The organism is Kribbella sp. NPDC043289, from assembly GCF_056436705.1.
Genome location: NZ_JBWKCB010000002.1, coordinates 927,872 through 946,162, shown reverse-complemented (window position 1 = coordinate 946,162; position 18,291 = coordinate 927,872). Strand labels below are relative to the sequence as shown.

Sequence of the window (18,291 nt, the reverse complement as noted above, 5' to 3'; positions counted from 1 at the left end):
GCTGCTACCCGCACCGAACGGCCAGGTGAGCGAAGCCCGGGGCGCGGGCGCGGGGCCGCGGGACCGCACGCATTGCCCGGGAGTCAGCACAACCCGCGGGGACTCAGCACGGGCAATAACCTGTGCCGACCCACCGGTTCCTGTCCCCACCCACCGGCGCCGGCTGCTACCCGCACCGAACGGCCAGGTGAGCGAAGCCCGGGGCGCGGGCGCGGGGCGGCGGGGTCGGGGCGACGGGGTCGCGGGACCGCGCGCAGAGCCCGGGAGTCAGCACAACCCGCGGGGACTCAGCACAGGCAATAACCTGTGCCGACCCACCGGTTCCTGTCCCCACCCACCGGCGCCGGCTGCTACCCGCATCGGCGCCAGCTCAGGCGACGGCCAGGCGAGCGGAGCCCTGGGTGGGAACGCGGGGTGCGTCGCCGGAGCGCGGGCAAGCGCGGGAGCGGGCGCGGGGCGGTGCGCGGGGGCCGACGCGGGCACGGGGGCGTGCGGGCGGGTGCGTGTGGGCGGGGCTGCGGGGCGGGGGTTGGCGCGTGAGGTGGTCAGCGGATGGGGACTATGGCGGCTGATTGGGAGGAGACGGCTGCGGTGGTGGGGAAGCCGGGGGGATGGAAGGGGAGGTCGGCGGTGGAGGTGAGGCGGACGGTGACGGTGGTGCCTTCGACGTCGACCGACCAGTCGAGGGCGTCGAATCTGTTGCCGGCGGCAATTTGGTTCAGGTACTCCGCGGTGAGTTGGCGCGCCTGTTCGGGATCGATCGCGGCGTTGCCTCCCGCGCCGGGCTGGGCGTAGACGGCGGCGAGGCCGTTGGCGGCCGCGAGGACCGCGCCGTCCGCGGTGGCGTCCAGGTCGCGGCGGACCAGGAACGCCTTGGAGATGTCGGTAACCACCACGACCATCAGCAGGATCACCACGGTGAACCCGATGATCAGAACGGTCATCTGCCCGTCCTCACCACGCCGCCGCCGACTCACCCGGCTCCCTCCACACATCCCACTCACCCAACTTCCCCGGCTCACCCAACTCACTAGCCCCCGGCGGCTCACCAGCTCACCCAGCCCAGCCAGCTCAGCCGGTTTGGGCGGGTCATCCGGTGCCCTTGGCTTGGCGGTAGTCGCCGTAGGCCTCGGTGTGGGCGGCGGTGATGTGGATCGCGGGTGGTTCGCCGCCGAGGGCGTCGGGGATCAGCGGGAGCCGGACCTTCGTGTTCAGCGTGACGGTGACGGTCGAGCCGGGCTGCAGGCAGGCGGGGTCGCAGCTGATGGTGAGCTCGTCGGAAGCGAGGTCCATCCCCTGGTCCTGCATCGACAGCTTCGCGGCCTCGAAGGCGCGCGCCCGTGCCTGGTCCTCGGACATCCCGTCCGGCACGATCACGAAGGCTCGCCCGGCCGCGCGAGTCGCCGCGGTCGCGCCGTACGAGGCTCGTTGGACGTCGAAGACGCCGAGCATCATGTAGACCAGCGGGACCATCAGCAGGATGGCCAGCCAGGAGAACTCCACGACAGCGCTGCCACGCTCGTTCCGGCGGCGCCTCATTCGCCGGTCTCCTTCACCGCGTGGCCCTCGACGGAGAACGAGATCCCCGGGCCCCACAGCCCGAGCGGCGGCATGTGTGCCTGTACGGCGACCTCGACGCCGGGCTGCCCGTCGATGTCGGTCTGCTCCGCCGACACCGAGTCGATCAGCCGGCTCGCGACGACGCCGCGGATCAGGTCTCGGGTGCGCGCCTCACCATCGGCCGGCGACCGGTCGAGCACGGCCGCGTAGTGCGCTCCCTCGGAGGCGGCGGCGGTGACGGTGTTGCGCACGTACAGGAACAGGCCGACCTGGAGGATGCCGAGGAACAGCGGCACCAGGATCGTCGCGACCAGGACGAAGTCGACGACGGCCGAACCCCGCTCGTCGCGGCGCCTGGCCATCACTTGTTGGTGACGGAGTCCAGCGCGTTCTGCAGCATCTGGCCGAGCTGCTTGCCGGCGATTCCCCAGATCGCGACGACCAGGCCCGCGGTCATCACGGTGATCAGTACCCAACCGGGGACGTCGCCGCGCTCTGTGCGGGACGGGCGTGGTTTCAGCAGCAAGGTCAGGAACAGTCTGGTCAGGTGTAGCGACATGGCATCTCCTCAAGGTTCATCCAGCGATCAGCTGGATTCCGACAGCGCCGGGGTAGAAGGCGAAGGCGATGGTCACCGGCAGAACCAGGAAGATCACCGGGATCATCATGGCGACCTCGCGACGCGCTCCGGACTCGATCAGTTCGCGGCGCCCCGCTTCCCGGATGTCACCGGCCTGCGCCCGCAGGACGTCGGCCAGTGGCGTACCGCGTTCCAGCGCCACCGCCAGCCCGTCCGCGAAGCGCGACAACGCCAGCAGTCCGGTCCGGTCCGCGAGCGCGTCGAGCGCGCGGACCAGTGTTTCCCCCGCCCTGGTCTCGGCCAGGACTCGTTTCAGTTCGTCGGCCAGCTCGCCGCGGCACGCGCGCGTCACTCGGTCCAGCGCGGACGCCGGCCCCTCTCCGGCCGCGACCGACAGCGCCAGCAACTCGGCCACGGTCGGCAGTTCCGCGAGCAGGCGGCGTTCACGGCGGCTCACCTGAGTGGTCAGATAGGTGTCGCGGGCAAGCACCCCGAGGACACCGAGGACCACACAGAACACCAGCAGACCGACGGGGTTGCCGATGCCGAAGGCGACCGAGACGATCGAGATCACCAGGCCGCCACCGAACGCGAGCGTGCCCCACAGCAACTGCTCGATCCGGAACTCCTCGACCGTCCGCTCCATCCCTGCGCGCTCCAGCCGGCGGCGGATCGTGTTCGCCCCGCCGAGGATCCGCTCCAGCCGTTGCGCCGCCGAGCGCAGCGACGGACCGAACAGCCGCAGGATCGCGTAGAACGGCGACCGCGAGTCGACCACGCCGACGAACACGTCCGGCGCTCCGAGATCCCGCAGGTACGGCGAGATGCGCTCGTCGACCGTCGGTTTCCGCAGGAACGGCAACCGCAGTACGACAAGCAGCAGGCCCGCGCCGAGCAGTGCGCCGAGGAAACCACCGATCAGGAACGGGTTCATCGCAGCACCCGCTCCGGCTCAGGCAGCCGGCCGATCCGCAGCATCACCCGGTACGCGACCACGCAGATCACCGCGCCGGCGCCGATGATCAAGGCACCCATCGGCGAGTTGTACCGCTGGATCACATCGCCCTGGAAGGACAGCAACGCCAGCACCAGCCACGGGGCCGCGACCGCGACCCGGGCGCCGTTGACCGACCACGACTGCCGGGACTCGAGCTCGGACCTGGTCCGCGCGTCGTCCCGCAGGAACGTCGACAGCGAGCGCAGCAGCCGGCCGAGGTCGCCACCGCCGACCTCGCGGGCGATCCGCAGCGCCTCGACCACGCGGTCGCCGACCGGGTCGGCCAGCCGCGCCTTCAACCGGTCGAGCGACTCGGCGAACCGGCCGGTCGACGCGTAGTCGGCACCGAACCGCCGGAACGGCTCCCGCAGCGGCAGCGGCCCACGGTCACCGACCTGGGCCAGCGCCTCGGACAGCGACAGCCCCGCGCGGACCGCCGACGCGACGTTGTCCACCACGTCCGGCCACAGCTCACGGAACTCGGCCAGCCGCCGCCGGGCGCGGGCCCGCACCAGCGCGATCGGCGCCCAGCCCGCCATCACTCCGAACACGAGCCCGATCGGCAGCGCCCGCGACACCAAGAACATCAGCAGGAAACCGGCCAGCCCGGTGATCACGCAGGCACCGATGAACGCGCCGGGCGTCAGGCCCTCGATGCCGGCGCTCGCGAGCAGATCGCGGCTCTTCCCGCGCAACCACCCGTCGGAGTCCGCCGCGGCCTCGGACGGCGCCACGAACGTCGCGATGATCAGCAGCAGGCCGACCCCGAAGAACATCCCGATCAACAGGCCCATCAGCTGTTCCCCCGCGGTAACTCGGTCAGCAGCCCGGCCAGGTTGTACCCGGCCTGCTGGAACCGCTCCGGGTGCGGCAGATGCCCCTCGGCGCGGCGCAGGTACCCGTCGTAGGTCCCGAACAGGGTCTCGGTCTCGATCGCCTGCTCCTCGACGCGCCCGGTGACCGCGACGATCTCGCGCACCCGCCGGTGCCCGTCGGCGCCGATCCCGAGGTGTACGACGATGTCGACGCACCCGGCCACGGTCGGCAGCACAAAGCGGGAGCCGATGTTCTCACCGGCCAGCAGCGGCAGCGTGCACATCTTGGTCAGCGCCTCGCGGGCCGAGTTCGCATGGATGGTGCACATGCCGGGGAGGCCGCTGTTCAGCGCGAGCAGCAGGTCGAGGCACTCCTCGCCGCGGACCTCGCCGACGATCACCCGGGACGGGCGCATCCGCAGCGACTCCTTGACCAGGTCGCGCAGCCGCACCTCGCCGGTGCCCTCCAGACCGGCCTGACGGGTCTGCATCGACACCCAGTCGGGGATCGGCAGCTTGATCTCGAAGACCTCTTCGCAGCTGATCACCCGCTCGCTGCCGGGGATCGAACCGGCCAGCGCGTTCAGCATCGTGGTCTTGCCGGCCTGCGTACCGCCGGAGACCAGCACATTGAGGCCGACGGCAACGGATGCCTCCAGCACCGCGGCCGCGTGCGGTGTCAGGGACCCGAGCTGGACCAGGTCGCTGATCCGGGTCGCACGGACGGTGAACTTGCGGATGTTGATCGCTGCATACCGCTGGGTGATGCCGCCGAGCACGATGTGCACGCGGCTGCCGTCCGGCAGCCGGGCGTCGGTGAACGGCTGCGAGACGTCGATCCGGCGGCCGGTGGTCTTCAGCATCCGCTCGACCAGGTCGGCCACCTCCTCCTCGGTCAGCACCGTCGTGGTCAGCTCGTGCCGGCCCTCGCGGGCGATGAACACCCGGCTCGGCTCGTTGATCCAGATCTCCTCGACCGACGGGTCGTCCAGGTACCGCTGCAGCGGCCCGAACCCGGCCACCCGGTCGTGCACCTCGCGGCTGACCGCCTCCAGGTCGCCGATCGGCGGCACGACGCCGCTCAGGCTGCGCTCGTCGTACTCCCGGACGACGACGGCGACAATCGCGTTCACCGCGGCGGGGTCGCGGAGCGGGTCGATGCCTTCGCGACGCACGACGTCGCGGACCTGGGCATCGATCAGCTCGATGGCACCGTCCCAACCCGAGCGGTGCGCGTCGAGCCTGTCCGCTGTCATCGATCTCCCCGTATGTGTCCCGACTGGCGACCACGCGGTCACCATGCGCGACCATCCTTGCAACCTCAGCGCGCCCGGCGCCACTCGCGTCCGCCGCCCTGTGGACAACCGTGACACGCCGCTGGCTCACTCACCGTATCCACCGGCTCACGAACCGGTCCAGAAAATTGCAGGTTGTTGCAATTCCGCAAGTTGCCCGGGGCACCTGCGTGGGATCTCGCCGCGCGGGTTCTAGCGGTGGACGAGCGTGTGTTCGAACGAGTAGCGGCTGGCGCGGTACAGGTGGGAGCCGTACTCGACCGGCTGACCGTGGTCGTCGTACGTGATGCGGGTGATCGCGAGGAGCGGTGAACCCGGCTGCTCCGCCAGCAGACGGGCCTGGTCCGGGGTCGCGGGGATGGCGGAGATGGTCTGGTGCGCCACCTTCAGCCGGACGCCCTCGGCCCGGAGCAGTTCGTAGAGTCCGCGCTCGGCCAGTGTGGTCGGGTCGGTCTCCAGGATCTCGGGCGGCAGCCAGTTACGCATCAGGGCGAGCGGCTCACCGTCCGCACGCCGCAGCCGCTCCAGACGTAGTACCCGGTCCCCCTCCTCGCACTGGAGTGCCGAGGCGACCTCTGCGGTGGCGGGCGAGACACCGAAGCGCAGTACGTCGGTCTGCGGCTTCCGGTGCGCTGCGGTCAGGTCGTCGTGCAGGCTGGTCAGTTCGAGGGAGCGGCGCACCTGGCCGGCGTTGCCGACCACCTGGGTGCCCACACCGCGCTTGCGGACCAGCAGGCCCTGGTCGACGAGACGCGCGATCGCCTGGCGGACAGTGGGCCGACTCAGCCCGTACGCCTCGGCCAGGTCGACCTCGTTACTCAGCCGGGACCCGACCGGCAGTTCGCCGCCCTGGATGGCCGCCTCCAGCTGCTGCGCCAGCTGCACGTGCAACGGCGTACGGCTGTTCCGATCGACCTGGACCTGGACGGTGCTCATGGGCACATCCTGAAGGCTGGACCGGCTTCCGTCGACCCACCGCCCGGATTTGATCAGATGAACGCAGTACGGAACCGCTGCAGCGCCAGATCGCTGTCCGACGACGCGAACGCCTCCAGTCCGACAGTGCCGTCGTAGCCCAGATCGCTCAGCACATCAGCGATGGCCGGGTAGTTGATCTCGCCCGTCCCCGGTTCACACCGGCCCGGTACGTCGGCCACCTGGATCTCACCGATGTACGGGAACGCCTGACGAACCAGTTCGATCAGGTTCCCCTCACCGATCTGGGCGTGGTACAGGTCCAGCATCAGCCGCAGGTTCGGATGATCGACTGCCTGGACCAGCGCGAGTGTGTCGGCGGCCTTCCCGAACGGCACGCCCGGATGATCCACCTCCGCGTTGAGGTTCTCCAGTACGAACGTCACGTCGTACCGCTCCCCCAGCCGGGCTAAACGCTCCAGAGTGCGCGCTGCGGTCAGCCACATCTTCCCAGTGACCTGGTACGCCGGTACTAGTGGCAGACCCTGGTCGTCCAGAGCAGTGCCATGCAGATTGAGCCGTGGACAACCCAGCTCGAGTGCGGCGTGCACAGACTGCTCGGCCGTCTCCAACAGTCGATCCTGTTCATGGGTCAGCGAGCCGGCGACGTACCCGGTCATCGACGAGAAGGTCGCACCGGTCTTCTGCAGCGCGGTGAGGTCCTTGGACGTCCAGTTCCAGATCTCGACGTCGAAACCCGCCGCGTGGATCCGCTGCACCCGCTCGACGAACGGCAGGTCGCTGAACACCATCTCGGCGCAAACGGCCAGCCTCATCGCACGTCCTCGACCCGCACCGGACGGTGCTCCTCGTACGACGCCATCGCGGCCAGCGCGACCTGCAGAGCCCTCCGCGCGTCCAGACCCGACACAGGCGGTACGCCGTTCGTTCGGACGACGTCGACGAAGTCGGCCAGCTCTTGCACATAGGCGTCGCGGAACATCTCCTCGTCACTGCGCAGCGTCTGCTGGTGCAACCCGTTCGCGGTGTAGTGCACCATCGCACTGCTCGCCAGCTGTCCAGCCACGACCATCCCTTCGCTACCGAACACCTCACCGCGCACGTCGTACCCGTAGTACGACGAGAAGTTCGCCTCGGCCGTAGCGATCGCACCGTTGTCGAAGGTGATCACCACGACCGCGGTGTCGAGCAGGCCGCCGGCCTTGTAGTCCGGTGCGACCAGTGCGTCCGCAGTCGTGAAGACCTCAACCGCCCGGGCACCCGGGTTCAGCCAGAGCAGAGTGTCGAAGTCGTGGATCAGCGTCTCGCGGAAGATCGTCCATTGCGGGATCCGGTCGGCGTAGCGCAGACCCCACGGTCCACCGGGGTCACGCGTGATCGACCGCATCAGTCGCGGCGTACCGATCCCGCCGTCCTGGACTATCTGGTGCGCCGCGGCGAAGTCCTTGGCGAACCGACGGTTGAAGCCGACCTGGAACGCGACCCCGGCACGCTCGGTGGCGGCGATCGCCCGGTCCATCTCCGCCAGCGTCAGCGAGGCCGGCTTCTCGCACCAGACCGCCTTGCCCGCCTCGGCCGCCCGCACGATCAGCTCCGAGTGCGCGATCGCGAGCGACGTGATCAGTACGCCGTCGATCCCGGGATCCTTCAGCAGCTCCTCGACGTCCGGCGACGTCGCGCCGTACCGGGCCGCGAGTTGGGCGGCGGCCTCCGGCCGGGCGTCGGCGACGGCCGCCAGCTCGGCACCCGGCACGTGCCGGGCGAGGTTCCCCGCGTGCATCGTGCCGATCCGACCGGCTCCGATGAGTCCCAGCCGAACGACCGGCAGTCCGTGGTCCGTGCGCATCGGCAACCCCTTCGACAGTAGGGACTAGAGCGCTCTAGTCTTGGCTAGAGAACACTGCCGTATCGGCGGCGGTCAAGACCCTGGGAGCATCCCGGAGATGAACCACCGACCGACGATGCAGGACGTGGCCGTCCGGGCCGGCGTGTCCCGGGCGCTGGTCTCGATCGTCTACCGGGACGTCCCCGGCGCGAGCGACGAGACCCGGGCGCGGGTGATCGCCGCCGGTGACGAGCTCGGGTACCGGCCCGATCACCGGGCTCGACTGCTCGGCCGGCAGCGCACCCAGCTGATCGGAGTGGCCTTCGACGTCCGGCACCCGTTCCACGGTGACCTCGTCGCTGCCCTCTACCCGGCCGCCGAAGCACTCGGGTACGACCTGACGCTGAGCGCGGTCACCGAGTCACGCGGCGAGGCAGTCGCGATCCAGTCGTTGCTGGACTACCGCTGCGAGTCGCTGGTCCTGCTCGGTCCCTCAACCACGCCATCCGCGCTGGCAGCGCTTGCCGAGGCGCAGCCGACCGTAGTGGTCGCCCGAAAGGTCAAGGCGGCCGGAGTGCACGTCGTACGCACGGATGACGCTGCTGGAGCCACGCTGGCTGTTGAGCACCTCCTGTCGCTCGGCCATACCCGGATCGCTCATGTGGACGGCGAGCGGGCACCTGGCGCAGCAGAACGACGTACGGCGTATCTCCGGACCATGCGCCGGGCCGGACTGGAGCCGCTGGTCGTCCCAGGCGGGCTGACCGAGGCTGCCGGTGCCGCTGCGGCGCCGGAGTTGCCGTCTGACATCACTGCAGTCGCCGCCTTCAACGACGCGTGCGGCATCGGGCTCCTGCACGCACTCCGGTCTCGTGTCCCCGCAGAACTTTCGATCATCGGGTACGACGACTCCACGCCGTCGCGGCTGGACCACATCCAGCTCACCACGATCGCGCAGAACGCCGACCGCCTCGCCTCCACCGCACTGGAGCTGGCAACCCGCGATGACGAAGCTCGGGAAGTAGTCACCGAGCCCGACCTCATAGTCCGAGCAACCACTCAGACACGACTAGTACGCCGGTACTCCGACGGCGACTGACCAGTCTTGCTACTGAACACCCTGCTCAGGTAGAACGCGCTGCGGTACCCGGTCTGCTCTGCGATCACCCGCAAGGTGCTGTCAGTCTCGGTCAGCAGCTCACGTGCTTTGTGCAGCCGCAGATCGCGCAGGTAGGCAACCGGAGTGACACCGTGGACCGCCCGGAACCGCCGGGAGAGCTGCGATGGGCTGATACCGAGCTCAGCTGCCAGAGCCCCCAGTGACAGGTCAACCGAAGTGCAGTGCTCGTCGAGGTACGCCGTCGCGCTCTGCACCAACCGATCTCGCGGGGACCGCGCGCGGGCGCGCAACAGCATCAACACCAGATCAGTCACCACATGCGTCGCGATCGGCGTGGTGGCGGTCTCGAGCAGCGCGAGGTTGCCGCGGAGCCGATCGCGGTCGGGAAGCCGAGTGCCGCCGGGTGGAGGCTCCAGCTCGGTGGTGAAGCGGGCGTGGAAGAACGACGACCGGGTGCGCATCCGGCGGTGCAGCGTGCCCCCGGGTGGGCAGACGACGACGTCGCCGAACCTGGCCGTGCCGTGACGCTCACCGACCCGATAGTCGAACGCACCGGTGATCGGAAGCAGCAGACACCACGTGTCGTAGGTGTCGTAGGCCAAAGAGAACTGGAGCCGGTGCGGCGCGACCAGGTAGCCGTCCAACTCGAGCATGGCAAAAAAGTATATGTCGACACTCACAACCGCTATTTCCCAGAGGTAGCGTCCCACAGCAGAGTGCATGACATGGTCGATGTCTGTGTGTACGGCGGAACCGCGGCGGGCTGTGTCGCGGCGGTGACCGCACTCCAGGAGGGCGCCTCGGTGGTGCTCATCGAGCCGAGTCGGTGGCTCGGCGGAATGCTGAGCGCCGGGATCAAGCCGGCGCAGGACTGTCCGCTTCCGGCGGCTACCGGCGGGCTGACGCGCGATGTGGTGTTCGGCTTCGGCCAGCAGCAGCACACCGCGTTCTACGAGTGGATGGTCGCGGCCGGCGTCGAGGTGATCTTCGAACGCCGGGTGCGTTCGGTACAGCGCAGCGGCAACCAGATCACGTCGCTGCAGCTAGAGACCTCACCGCCGGACCAGTGGGGCGTGCCGCTGCCGGCTGCCGACGCAGTCCCCGCCCAAGAGATCCACGCGAAGGTCTTCATCGATGCGTCGTACGAAGGCGACCTGATGGCGCTCGCCGGCGTCCCCTACCGCACCGGACGCGAGTCGCAGGCAGCCTTCGGCGAAGACATCGCCGGCGTGCAGCCAGTCACCAACTGGACCCCAATCGATCCGTACGTCGTACCTGGTGACAGCACCAGCGGACTGCTGCCATTCGTCGAGGAAGACCGCGGACTGCCAGTCGGTGCGGCCGACAACTACACGCAGGCCTACAACTACCGCTTCTACGTCACCACCGACCCGGAACGCCGAGCCGAGCTCACACCGCCCGACGACTACTCCCCTGCCGACTACGAGCTGGTACGCCGCTACATCGCCCACCTCGACGCAGAAGACCTGCCCGACATCTTCCCCGGCTGGCTCAACTCCGGCGAGTACAACTACCAACGGGCGTCACTCGTCACCAACGCTCCACTCGGCCTGAGCCGTGCGTACCAGGACGGCAGCTGGGACGACCGCGCACGCATCTGGCGTCAGCACCTCGACTACCTCCGCGGACTCCACCACTTCCTGTCCACCGAGCCCGACGTACCGGAGGACTTCCGTGTGGCGACAGCGGCATACGGACTCGACAAGAGCGTCTTCCCGGACACGGACGGCTGGCCGCCGCAGCTGTACATCCGGGTCTGCCGGCGACTGGCCGGGCAGTACACGATCACCCACTCGGACGTGATCAACCGGACCGAGCCATCGGACAGCATCGGCCTCGCCCTCTTCGGCGTCGACGTCTATCCGGTACGACGGATCGCCAGCCGCAACGCATCGGGCCAGCTGGGTGTCGCCACCGAAGGAGACATGTTCATCGGCGGCCATCTGGGCACCGGCCGGCCCTATCCGGTGCCGTACCGAGCCATCACCCCACTGCAGAGCGACTGCGGCAACCTCCTCGTCCCGGTCTGCCTATCCGCCACCCACATCGGGTACGCCGCGACGCGCATGGAGCCCGTGTTCTGCGTACTCGCGGAGTCGGCCGCAGTGGCCGCGGTGCAGTCGCTGCGCGCGCAGAACGACGTACAGGAGGTGGACGTCGACAAGCTGCAGGACCGGTTGGTCGACCGAGGACAGGTGCTCAGCTGGGCAGGTTGAACGGCGTGATCGGCTGCAGGTTGCTCGGGGTTGGGCGGACGGCCGGGAGCAGGTGATGAGCGTGCAGTAGGTGTTGGCACGCTCTGTGGAGGTCGGTGGGCAGGTCGTGGTGCAGTACTACTGACAGGGCGCCGGCCCGGAGTAGCGCGAGGTTGTCCGCATCCAGGTCGTGGGCGACGAAGCAGCGACAGGTCCGGTCCAGGTCGGTGAAGGCCTGCACGATCGCGCGGTTGCCACCGCCGATGGAGTAGACCGCGTTCACGGCCGGGTCTGCGGTCAGCGCGGCGAGCGCCTGACCGTGGATGGTGGTGTCGAGGCCATCCGTCTCCGCGAGCTCCACAACCGACCGGCCTGGTGACAGCCGGCGCAGCGTGGAGCGGAAACCCATCTCGCGTTCCTCCTCACCGCGGAACGATCCACGGCTCAGCGTCACGAGCACCGTCCCCGGCTCCGCGCCCAGCCACTGCGTGAGCAGGTACGCCGCCGTCGCGCCGGCCGAGCGGTTGTCGATACCGACGTACGCGACCCGTCGACTGGTGGGCAGGTCGGTGACCAGGGTGACCACCGGAACACCGGCGTCGACCAGGCGGTTGACGGCCTCGACCACCTCGGGCTCGTCCGGCGCCTTGAGGATCACGCCCTGCGAACCGCGCTTGCGCAGCTTGTCCAGGCTCTTGACCAGGTCAGCGGCCGAAGCGGTCTCACTGAGGTCGAACCGCGCCCGCAACGCGGCCGGACGCAGCCCGGGCAACGCGGTCTCGAGCGCCGACCGCACTGCCTGGGAGAACCGGCGCGGCGCCTGCATGACCAGGTCGATCACCAGGGTCCGCCCACCGAGCCGGATCTGCGACGCCTGCCGATCGAGGTCGTGGATCGCCTGATCCACCTGCCGCCGCGCCCGGGCGCTCACCCCGGCCCGGCCGTTCAGCACCCGGTCGACAGTGGTCTCGCTCAGTCCGGCCTGCACCGCGATATCGCGGACCCGGTGTTCACGGGTCATCTCGGCCTCCCGGATGACGGGTTTTTGGTGGATTCAGGGGATTCCGAACCCTTCAGCCTGCCACCAATCTAGAACTATCGACCGAGAGGAGCCATCCCATGTGGCTGAACCCAGACGACGCCCGGCTCGACGACCTGCTGACCGTCCTCAAGGACACGACCGAGCCCGCCGACTATCCGTCAGCGACCACGATCGAGCAGCAGGTCCCGGTGTACGACGCCGCTCGGGCGCGCGCCGCCGTACCCCGGGATCTGCAGGCCGAGTTCGTCCGGGCGTTCGCCGACGGTCCCGGGATCATCGTCCTGAAAGGTGCCTTCAGCAACGACGTGGTCGACGCCGCGACGGATGCCTTCGAGCGGATGATCGCGGAGCAGCACCGCTCCGGCGTCACAGCCGGTGACCACTTCGCGAAGCCAGGCGCCAACGACCGGGTCTGGAACGCGCTCGAGAAACTCGCGGTCGACGCGCCCGACGTGTTCACGGCGTACTACGCGAACGATCTGCTCGCGCTCGTGGCGGCTGCCTGGCTCGGACCGGCGTACCAGGTCACCTCGCAGGTCAACGTGGTGAATCCCGGCGGCGAGGGACAGACGGTGCACCGGGACTACCACCTGGGATTCCAGTCGGACGAGGTGGCGGCCCAGTACCCCGAGCACGTGCACCGACTGTCGTCCGTGCTGACGCTGCAGGGTGCGGTCGCGCACTGTGACATGCCGGTGGAGTCCGGGCCGACGCTGTACCTGCCGCACTCGCAGAAGTACGGCCTCGGTTATCTCGCCTACCGCCGGCCCGAGTTCCAGGCGCACTTCGTCGAGAACCACGTGCAGTTGCCGCTCGAGAAGGGCGACGCGGTGTTCTTCAACCCGGCGCTGTTCCACGCTGCCGGGAGCAACCATTCGGCCGACATCAAGCGGATGGCGAACCTGCTGCAGGTGTCGTCCGCGTTCGGCCGCGCGATGGAGAGCATCGACCGGACGCGGATGATCGAAGCCGTCTATCCCGCGCTCGGTGCGCTGACCGACCCGGCCGCCGTCGAGAACGTGATCGCCGCGACGGCCGAGGGGTACGCCTTCCCGACCAACCTGGACCGGGACCAGCCGATCGGTGGTCTCGCGCCGCGGTCCCAGGCCGAGCTGCTGCGGCTCGCCGTCACCGAGCATTGGGGTCCGGACCAGTTGCACCAGGCCCTCATCGAGCACGGTGAACGGCGGCGCACCCACGACTGAGACGCGTGAACGTTCGATGAACGCCGTCCGGATCACGGGCAGCCGCTGTCGGGCCCGTGTGGTCGTCAGGCAGGATGGCGCGTTCGCCGTCGGAACGGGCAGCTACCCTTACCGGCGGAAACACGCCCCTTGGACGAACCGCCGCACCGGATCCACCCAGGATCCGCACGGCCGACCCTCGAAGGAGAAGGCATGGAACCGCTGCGGATCGGTGTCCTCGGTGCCGCCCGGATCTCCGGACGCGCCATCGTCGAACCGGCCAAGCTGACCGGCGCCCGGCTGGTCGCGGTCGCCGCCCGGGACACCGGACGGGCCGAGGCCTTCGCTGCCGAGCACGGGGTCGAACGGGTCCATGCGTCGTACCAGGACCTGATCGACGATCCCGAGATCGAAGCCGTCTACAACCCGCTGGCCAACGGCCTGCACGCGCCGTGGAACCTGCGGGCGCTTGCCGCGGGCAAGCATGTGCTGACCGAGAAGCCGTCGGCCAGCAACGCCACCGAGGCCGCCGCGGTGCGGGACGCCGTACACACCTCCGGCCTGGTCTTCATGGAGGCCTTCCACTACGCGTACCACCCGGTGATGCGCCGGCTGCAGGAGCTGGTCGCGAAGGGTGAGCTCGGCGACCTGCAGCACGTCGAGGCGACGATGGTGATGCCTCCGCCGCCGGACGAGGACCCGCGCTGGTCGTTGCCGCTCGCCGGCGGCGCCGTGATGGACGTCGGCTGCTACGCGCTGCACGCGCAGCGGATGTTCGCGCAGTACGCCGGTGGCGCGCCGACGCTGACCGGTGCGCGGGCCGGCGAACGCAAGCGGATGCCGGGCGTCGACGAGTGGCTGAACGCGGACCTCGAGTTCCCGAGCGGCGCGACCGGCGCGGTCCGGACCAGCATGGCCGCCGAGAACGTCGAGTTCAGCCTGAAGGTGGTCGGCAGCCGCGGCGAGGCGTTCGCGCCCTTCTACGTGCTGCCGCAGAACGACGACCAGGTGATCGTCACGACCAAGGAAGACACCTGGGTCGAGCACCTCGGCACGCGGACGTCGTACACCTATCAGCTGGAGGCGTTCGCCGGCGCGATCCGCAACGGCTCGCCGGTGCTGACCGACGTCGAGGACGCGCTGGCCACGATGGAGCTCATCGACGCCTGCTACCTCGCCGCCGGCCTCACCCCGCGCCCGGTCACCTCATTGGACGTCGAGTAACTGCTCCAGACCCGGACGGGTCATCGGCCGATCCAGGACCCCGACCGCTTCCCGCTCCGCGAAGGCAGCGTGGTCGGGGTCTTCTGGGTCGATCGCCTCACACATCGAGTTGTACGACCAGTTCAGCCACCCCGTCACGCCGACGCCGAACGACGAGAGCTCCAGCTTCGGCCACTCGCGCTGCTCGGCGTACCCCTCCCGGAACGCCGTCATCGCTTGCGGGTTGATCGACGGGCGTAGCACCCACTGCGTCAGACCGGAGCCGAGTTCGAGCTCGGGCGTCAGCGCGCCGGCGAAGTCCCACTCCATCACGACCAGCTCGCTGTCGCGCCCCTGCCGGATGTGCGTCGGGATCAGGTTCCGGTTGCACAGACTCAACGCGTCGGGCACCTCGGGTTCGATGGTGTGCAACTCGAGGAACGTCGGCAGGAGCGCGTCGAGCCGTTCGGCCCACGACTTGCCGGCGGCCCGCGCACGATCGCGCAGGCGGTACCAGTCAGCCTCGGAGTGGCGGTGCGTCAGATACCCGTGCAGCGGTTCGTCGCTCGGGAGGTCCAGGGCGTGCAGCATCCCGTACGTCGCTCCCGCGCGCCGGGCCACCGCGGTGGACACCGGAAGCGCCGGCTCAGGCCCTACCTCGAGCCACTCGTGAACGCGCCAGTTCGCACCTTGCACGGTCTCGATCAACCGCCCACTCGGGCTCCGCACTCCGAGCGGCGCCCGTACGCCGGCGGCGACTGCGGCGTCGCGGAGCCGGGCGCCGAGCTCCGCCTGTTCGTTGGTGATCCAGTCGAACACCGTGACCGCGAGCCAGCGCCCGCGGTCCGTCGTCAGCTCCCAGCACCGGCCCATCGCCGTGAACGTCACGGCCCTCGCGGGCGATATCACAGTGCCCAGGCCGAACGTGTCGGCAAGCGCCGCGGCCAGGCCGTCGGGTGCGGCGGGTGTTGCCGCTGCTCGGCGTTCGACCTCGGTCTTCAGGGCCGGCCAGTCCCGCAAGCCGTACTCTCCGGCCAACGCACGCTGGGCCTCCGCGAGTGAGGCGTCCGGCCTGGACTCCCGTAGTACGACCAGCAGGTCCTTGGCTTCCTTGCGCAGGAACTCGATCGTCGGCCGATCCGGCAACAGCTTCATGACGCGTCCTCTCCGGCCCGGACTCGCACGGGCAGGCAGAGAGAGGAACGTGAGGTGGCTTCCAGCCTTCCGGCGAGTCTCGACGCGTCCTCACGACGCCCTCCAGAAGTTACCTCAGGGGGCGGTCCGGACGGAAGCGGCTGCCGTGAGGAGCGTCTTGGCGGCGTACTCCAGACCCTCGAGCTGACCGAGTTCCTGATCCTCGTGCTCGATGTTGACGGGCATGTCCGGCTCGATGCGTTCGATCGCGGCGAGGAACGCCGTCCAGAACGCCACGTCGTGGCCGCGGCCGACCGCGACGAAGTCCCAGGAGGAGTTCTCGGGCCAGCGGCTGAGCGTGTCCCTTCCGCCGAGGCCGACGGCACGGGGGTCGGTGGGCAGCACCCGCCCGAAGCGGTCGTCGAGGACGCCGTTGATCTTCGCCGCTTCGTTGATCCGGGTGTCCTTCGCGGCCGCGTTGTAGACCAGCCCGCCGAGACTGTCCAGCGCGGCGACCGGGTCGATGCCCTGCCAGAACAGGTGGCTCGGGTCCATCTCCGCGCCCACATGGGTCGCGTTGATCTGCTCCGCCAGCCGGACCATCGTCGCCGGGTTGTAGACCAGGTTGTGCGGGTGCATCTCGATGGCGATCTTCACGTCCGCGTCGGCGGCGCGCGCCTGGATGTCCTTCCAGTACGGGATCGCTACCTCGTTCCACTGGTGGTCGCGGGCGTCCAGGTACACGCTGACCCACGGCAGTACCGTCCACGAAGGCGCCGTACCGCCGGTGTGTGCTTCCGGAAGGCCGGACATCGTCACGATCCGCTTGACCCCGAGCAGTGCGGCGAGCTCGATGGCGTCGCGGACGTCCTGGCCGTGCTTACGCCGTACCACTGGGTCGGGGTGCAGCGGGTTGCCGTTGCAGTTCAGCGCGGTCAGTTCGACGCCGGCGGCGGCGAACTGGGCGAGGTACTCGTCGCGGGCGTCCTGGCTGGCGCGGATCGCGTCGATCGGCAGGTGCGGCGCGGGCAGGAAGCCGCCTGAGTTGATCTCCGCGCTCTCCAGACCGAGGCTCCTCAAGGTCTTCAATGCGTCGGTCAGTGGTGCGTCGTGCAGGCAGGCGGTGTAGGCGCCGAGCTTCATGAGGATGGTCCTTCCATGGTGACGGCCGCGCCGCCGGATTGAGCTGAGGTGACGACCGCGCCGAGCAGCCGTAGATTGCGCAGACCGTCCTCGAACGTCGCGCAGTCCGGCAGGCCTTCGACGCCGGCCACCTGGCCGAGGAACGCCCTGGCCTGGAACGCGAACAGATCGTTCTGCCCGTGGCCGACACCGGGAAAGTCCATCGGGAGACCGCCGGTGATGTACGGGTGCTCGGGCCCCACCAGCACCTGGCGGTACCCGCTCGTCGCCTGCGGCGCGGCGCCGTCCACGAAGCCGAACTCGGTCGCCCGCGCGAGGTCGAAGGTGGCCGCGCCCTGCTCCGCGAAGATCTCGAACCCGAGCCCGTTCGGATGCCCGTACGCCGTCCGCGACGCCGACAGGGTCGCAGTGGCGCCAGAGGCGAACCGCGCCGTGAAGCTGACCAGGTCCTCGTTCTCGACCGGCTCGGTCTCGTCGCTGACCTGCGCGAGCGCATGCCCGACGACCGCACCCACCGGCAGATGCCGTTCCTTGATGTACGTCGCCAGCACGGCCCCACTCACCGACTCGATCGGCCCGCAGAGGAACTCGGCCAGATCGACCAGGTGCGCGCCGATGTCCGCGAGTGCACCGGTTCCCGGACCGCCTTTGTACCGCCAGCTCATCGGACCCATCGGGTCGCAGCCGTAGTCGCACCAATAATGGCCGTCGAGGTGCACGGGCTTGCCGATGGTGCCGGAGTGCAACTGCGCGCGGATCGCGTTGATCGCCGGCGACCGGCGGAACGTGAACCCGGTCGCGGTCTGCCGGCCGGAAACCCGCGCCGCCGCGACCATCGCCGCGGCATCCTCGACGCTCGGCGCCAGCGGCTTCTCGCACAACACATGTTTGCCAGCGGCAAGCAAACCCTCGACGATCTCGCGGTGCAGAGTGTTGGCGACCACCACGCTGACCACGTCGATATCGGGTGCCTCGGCGATCGCCTGCCAACTCGTCTCGGCGCGCTGATAGCCGAAGCGGTCCGCGGACTCCTTGGCGACCGCGGCGTTCACGTCACCGACGGCGACGTACCGGACCTCAGGCAGCCCGGCGCCGTGGATCGCGGTCGCCGCCCGGTACCCGGCCAGGTGCGCCCGACCGGCCATCCCCGCACCGATCACCGCCACCCCGATGGACGAAGACGTCATGATCACTCCTCCCGAATCCCCTGTCCCCACGGGGTTTCAAGCGCTTTAAGACCT

At 69.3% G+C, this 18,291-nt stretch carries 19 protein-coding genes; 4 read left to right on the top strand and 15 right to left on the bottom strand.

Annotated elements, in window-relative coordinates; all coding sequences use genetic code 11:
- Nucleotides 1-545: 545 nt before the first annotated feature.
- From AC0662_RS16275 to AC0662_RS16230, 10 genes are all read right to left on the bottom strand, one after another.
- The gene (locus AC0662_RS16275) at nt 546-944 is read right to left on the bottom strand and encodes a pilus assembly protein TadG-related protein (RefSeq protein WP_452194796.1); all 399 of its coding nucleotides are present in this window, start codon (nt 942-944) and stop codon (nt 546-548) included.
- 145 nt (nt 945-1,089) lie between these two features.
- Complete coding sequence (locus AC0662_RS16270; protein ID WP_452194794.1) at nt 1,090-1,539, bottom strand: hypothetical protein; 450 nt, start codon at nt 1,537-1,539, stop codon at nt 1,090-1,092.
- On the bottom strand, nt 1,536-1,922 hold the full coding sequence (locus tag AC0662_RS16265; protein WP_452194792.1) for a TadE/TadG family type IV pilus assembly protein: 387 nt from the start codon (nt 1,920-1,922) through the stop codon (nt 1,536-1,538). Before AC0662_RS16265 ends, AC0662_RS16270 begins: the two co-directional genes overlap by 4 nt.
- Nucleotides 1,922-2,119, bottom strand: coding sequence for a hypothetical protein (locus tag AC0662_RS16260; RefSeq protein ID WP_452194791.1), 198 nt, complete (start codon nt 2,117-2,119; stop codon nt 1,922-1,924). Before AC0662_RS16260 ends, AC0662_RS16265 begins: the two co-directional genes overlap by 1 nt.
- 16 nt (nt 2,120-2,135) lie before the next feature.
- Complete coding sequence (locus AC0662_RS16255; RefSeq protein WP_452194789.1) at nt 2,136-3,074, bottom strand: type II secretion system F family protein; 939 nt, start codon at nt 3,072-3,074, stop codon at nt 2,136-2,138.
- Nucleotides 3,071-3,931 (bottom strand): type II secretion system F family protein, encoded by an 861-nt coding sequence (locus AC0662_RS16250; RefSeq protein WP_452194787.1) that lies wholly within the window; start codon nt 3,929-3,931, stop codon nt 3,071-3,073. The genes AC0662_RS16255 and AC0662_RS16250 overlap by 4 nt, the downstream gene beginning before the upstream one ends.
- Nucleotides 3,931-5,208 carry a CpaF family protein gene (locus tag AC0662_RS16245; RefSeq protein WP_478301380.1) on the bottom strand — a complete coding sequence of 426 codons (1,278 nt, stop codon included), beginning with the start codon at nt 5,206-5,208 and terminating at the stop codon, nt 3,931-3,933. Before AC0662_RS16245 ends, AC0662_RS16250 begins: the two co-directional genes overlap by 1 nt.
- A 231-nt stretch (nt 5,209-5,439) precedes the next feature.
- Entirely contained in the window at nt 5,440-6,183 is a 744-nt protein-coding gene (locus tag AC0662_RS16240) for a GntR family transcriptional regulator (RefSeq protein WP_478301378.1), read from the bottom strand.
- 53 nt (nt 6,184-6,236) lie between these two features.
- Nucleotides 6,237-6,998, bottom strand: a complete 762-nt coding sequence (locus AC0662_RS16235; protein ID WP_452194782.1) for a TIM barrel protein — start codon at nt 6,996-6,998, stop codon at nt 6,237-6,239.
- Nucleotides 6,995-8,029 carry a Gfo/Idh/MocA family oxidoreductase gene (locus tag AC0662_RS16230; RefSeq protein ID WP_452194780.1) on the bottom strand — a complete coding sequence of 345 codons (1,035 nt, stop codon included), beginning with the start codon at nt 8,027-8,029 and terminating at the stop codon, nt 6,995-6,997. Before AC0662_RS16230 ends, AC0662_RS16235 begins: the two co-directional genes overlap by 4 nt.
- Nucleotides 8,030-8,126: 97 nt before the next feature.
- Between AC0662_RS16230 and AC0662_RS16225 the strand changes: the two genes are divergently transcribed.
- Nucleotides 8,127-9,107, top strand: a complete 981-nt coding sequence (locus tag AC0662_RS16225) for a LacI family DNA-binding transcriptional regulator (protein WP_478301376.1) — start codon at nt 8,127-8,129, stop codon at nt 9,105-9,107.
- On the opposite strand, the gene AC0662_RS16220 is transcribed toward AC0662_RS16225, so the two are convergent.
- Nucleotides 9,068-9,781 carry a helix-turn-helix domain-containing protein gene (locus AC0662_RS16220; protein ID WP_478301374.1) on the bottom strand — a complete coding sequence of 238 codons (714 nt, stop codon included), beginning with the start codon at nt 9,779-9,781 and terminating at the stop codon, nt 9,068-9,070. The genes AC0662_RS16225 and AC0662_RS16220 overlap by 40 nt on opposite strands.
- 72 nt (nt 9,782-9,853) lie before the next feature.
- Between AC0662_RS16220 and AC0662_RS16215 the strand changes: the two genes are divergently transcribed.
- The gene (locus AC0662_RS16215; protein WP_452194775.1) at nt 9,854-11,365 is read left to right on the top strand and encodes an FAD-dependent oxidoreductase; all 1,512 of its coding nucleotides are present in this window, start codon (nt 9,854-9,856) and stop codon (nt 11,363-11,365) included.
- Here AC0662_RS16215 and AC0662_RS16210 read toward each other — a convergent pair.
- Entirely contained in the window at nt 11,349-12,365 is a 1,017-nt protein-coding gene (locus AC0662_RS16210) for a LacI family DNA-binding transcriptional regulator (protein ID WP_452194774.1), read from the bottom strand. The two genes, AC0662_RS16215 and AC0662_RS16210, sit on opposite strands and share 17 nt — an antisense overlap.
- Before the next feature lie 98 nt (nt 12,366-12,463).
- Between AC0662_RS16210 and AC0662_RS16205 the strand changes: the two genes are divergently transcribed.
- The gene (locus AC0662_RS16205; RefSeq protein ID WP_478301372.1) at nt 12,464-13,591 is read left to right on the top strand and encodes a phytanoyl-CoA dioxygenase family protein; all 1,128 of its coding nucleotides are present in this window, start codon (nt 12,464-12,466) and stop codon (nt 13,589-13,591) included.
- Nucleotides 13,592-13,783: 192 nt separating this feature from the next.
- A complete protein-coding gene (locus AC0662_RS16200; protein ID WP_452194770.1) occupies nt 13,784-14,794 on the top strand; it encodes a Gfo/Idh/MocA family protein in 1,011 nt (336 codons plus the stop codon).
- On the opposite strand, the gene AC0662_RS16195 is transcribed toward AC0662_RS16200, so the two are convergent.
- The 3 genes from AC0662_RS16195 to AC0662_RS16185 form a co-directional block, all read right to left on the bottom strand.
- Complete coding sequence (locus tag AC0662_RS16195) at nt 14,777-15,928, bottom strand: aminoglycoside phosphotransferase/kinase family protein (RefSeq protein ID WP_452194768.1); 1,152 nt, start codon at nt 15,926-15,928, stop codon at nt 14,777-14,779. The genes AC0662_RS16200 and AC0662_RS16195 overlap by 18 nt on opposite strands.
- A 114-nt stretch (nt 15,929-16,042) precedes the next feature.
- Nucleotides 16,043-17,050, bottom strand: coding sequence for a sugar phosphate isomerase/epimerase family protein (locus tag AC0662_RS16190; protein WP_478301370.1), 1,008 nt, complete (start codon nt 17,048-17,050; stop codon nt 16,043-16,045).
- Nucleotides 17,047-18,237 (bottom strand): Gfo/Idh/MocA family protein, encoded by a 1,191-nt coding sequence (locus AC0662_RS16185; protein WP_478301368.1) that lies wholly within the window; start codon nt 18,235-18,237, stop codon nt 17,047-17,049. The genes AC0662_RS16190 and AC0662_RS16185 overlap by 4 nt, the downstream gene beginning before the upstream one ends.
- Nucleotides 18,238-18,291 lie beyond the last annotated feature (54 nt).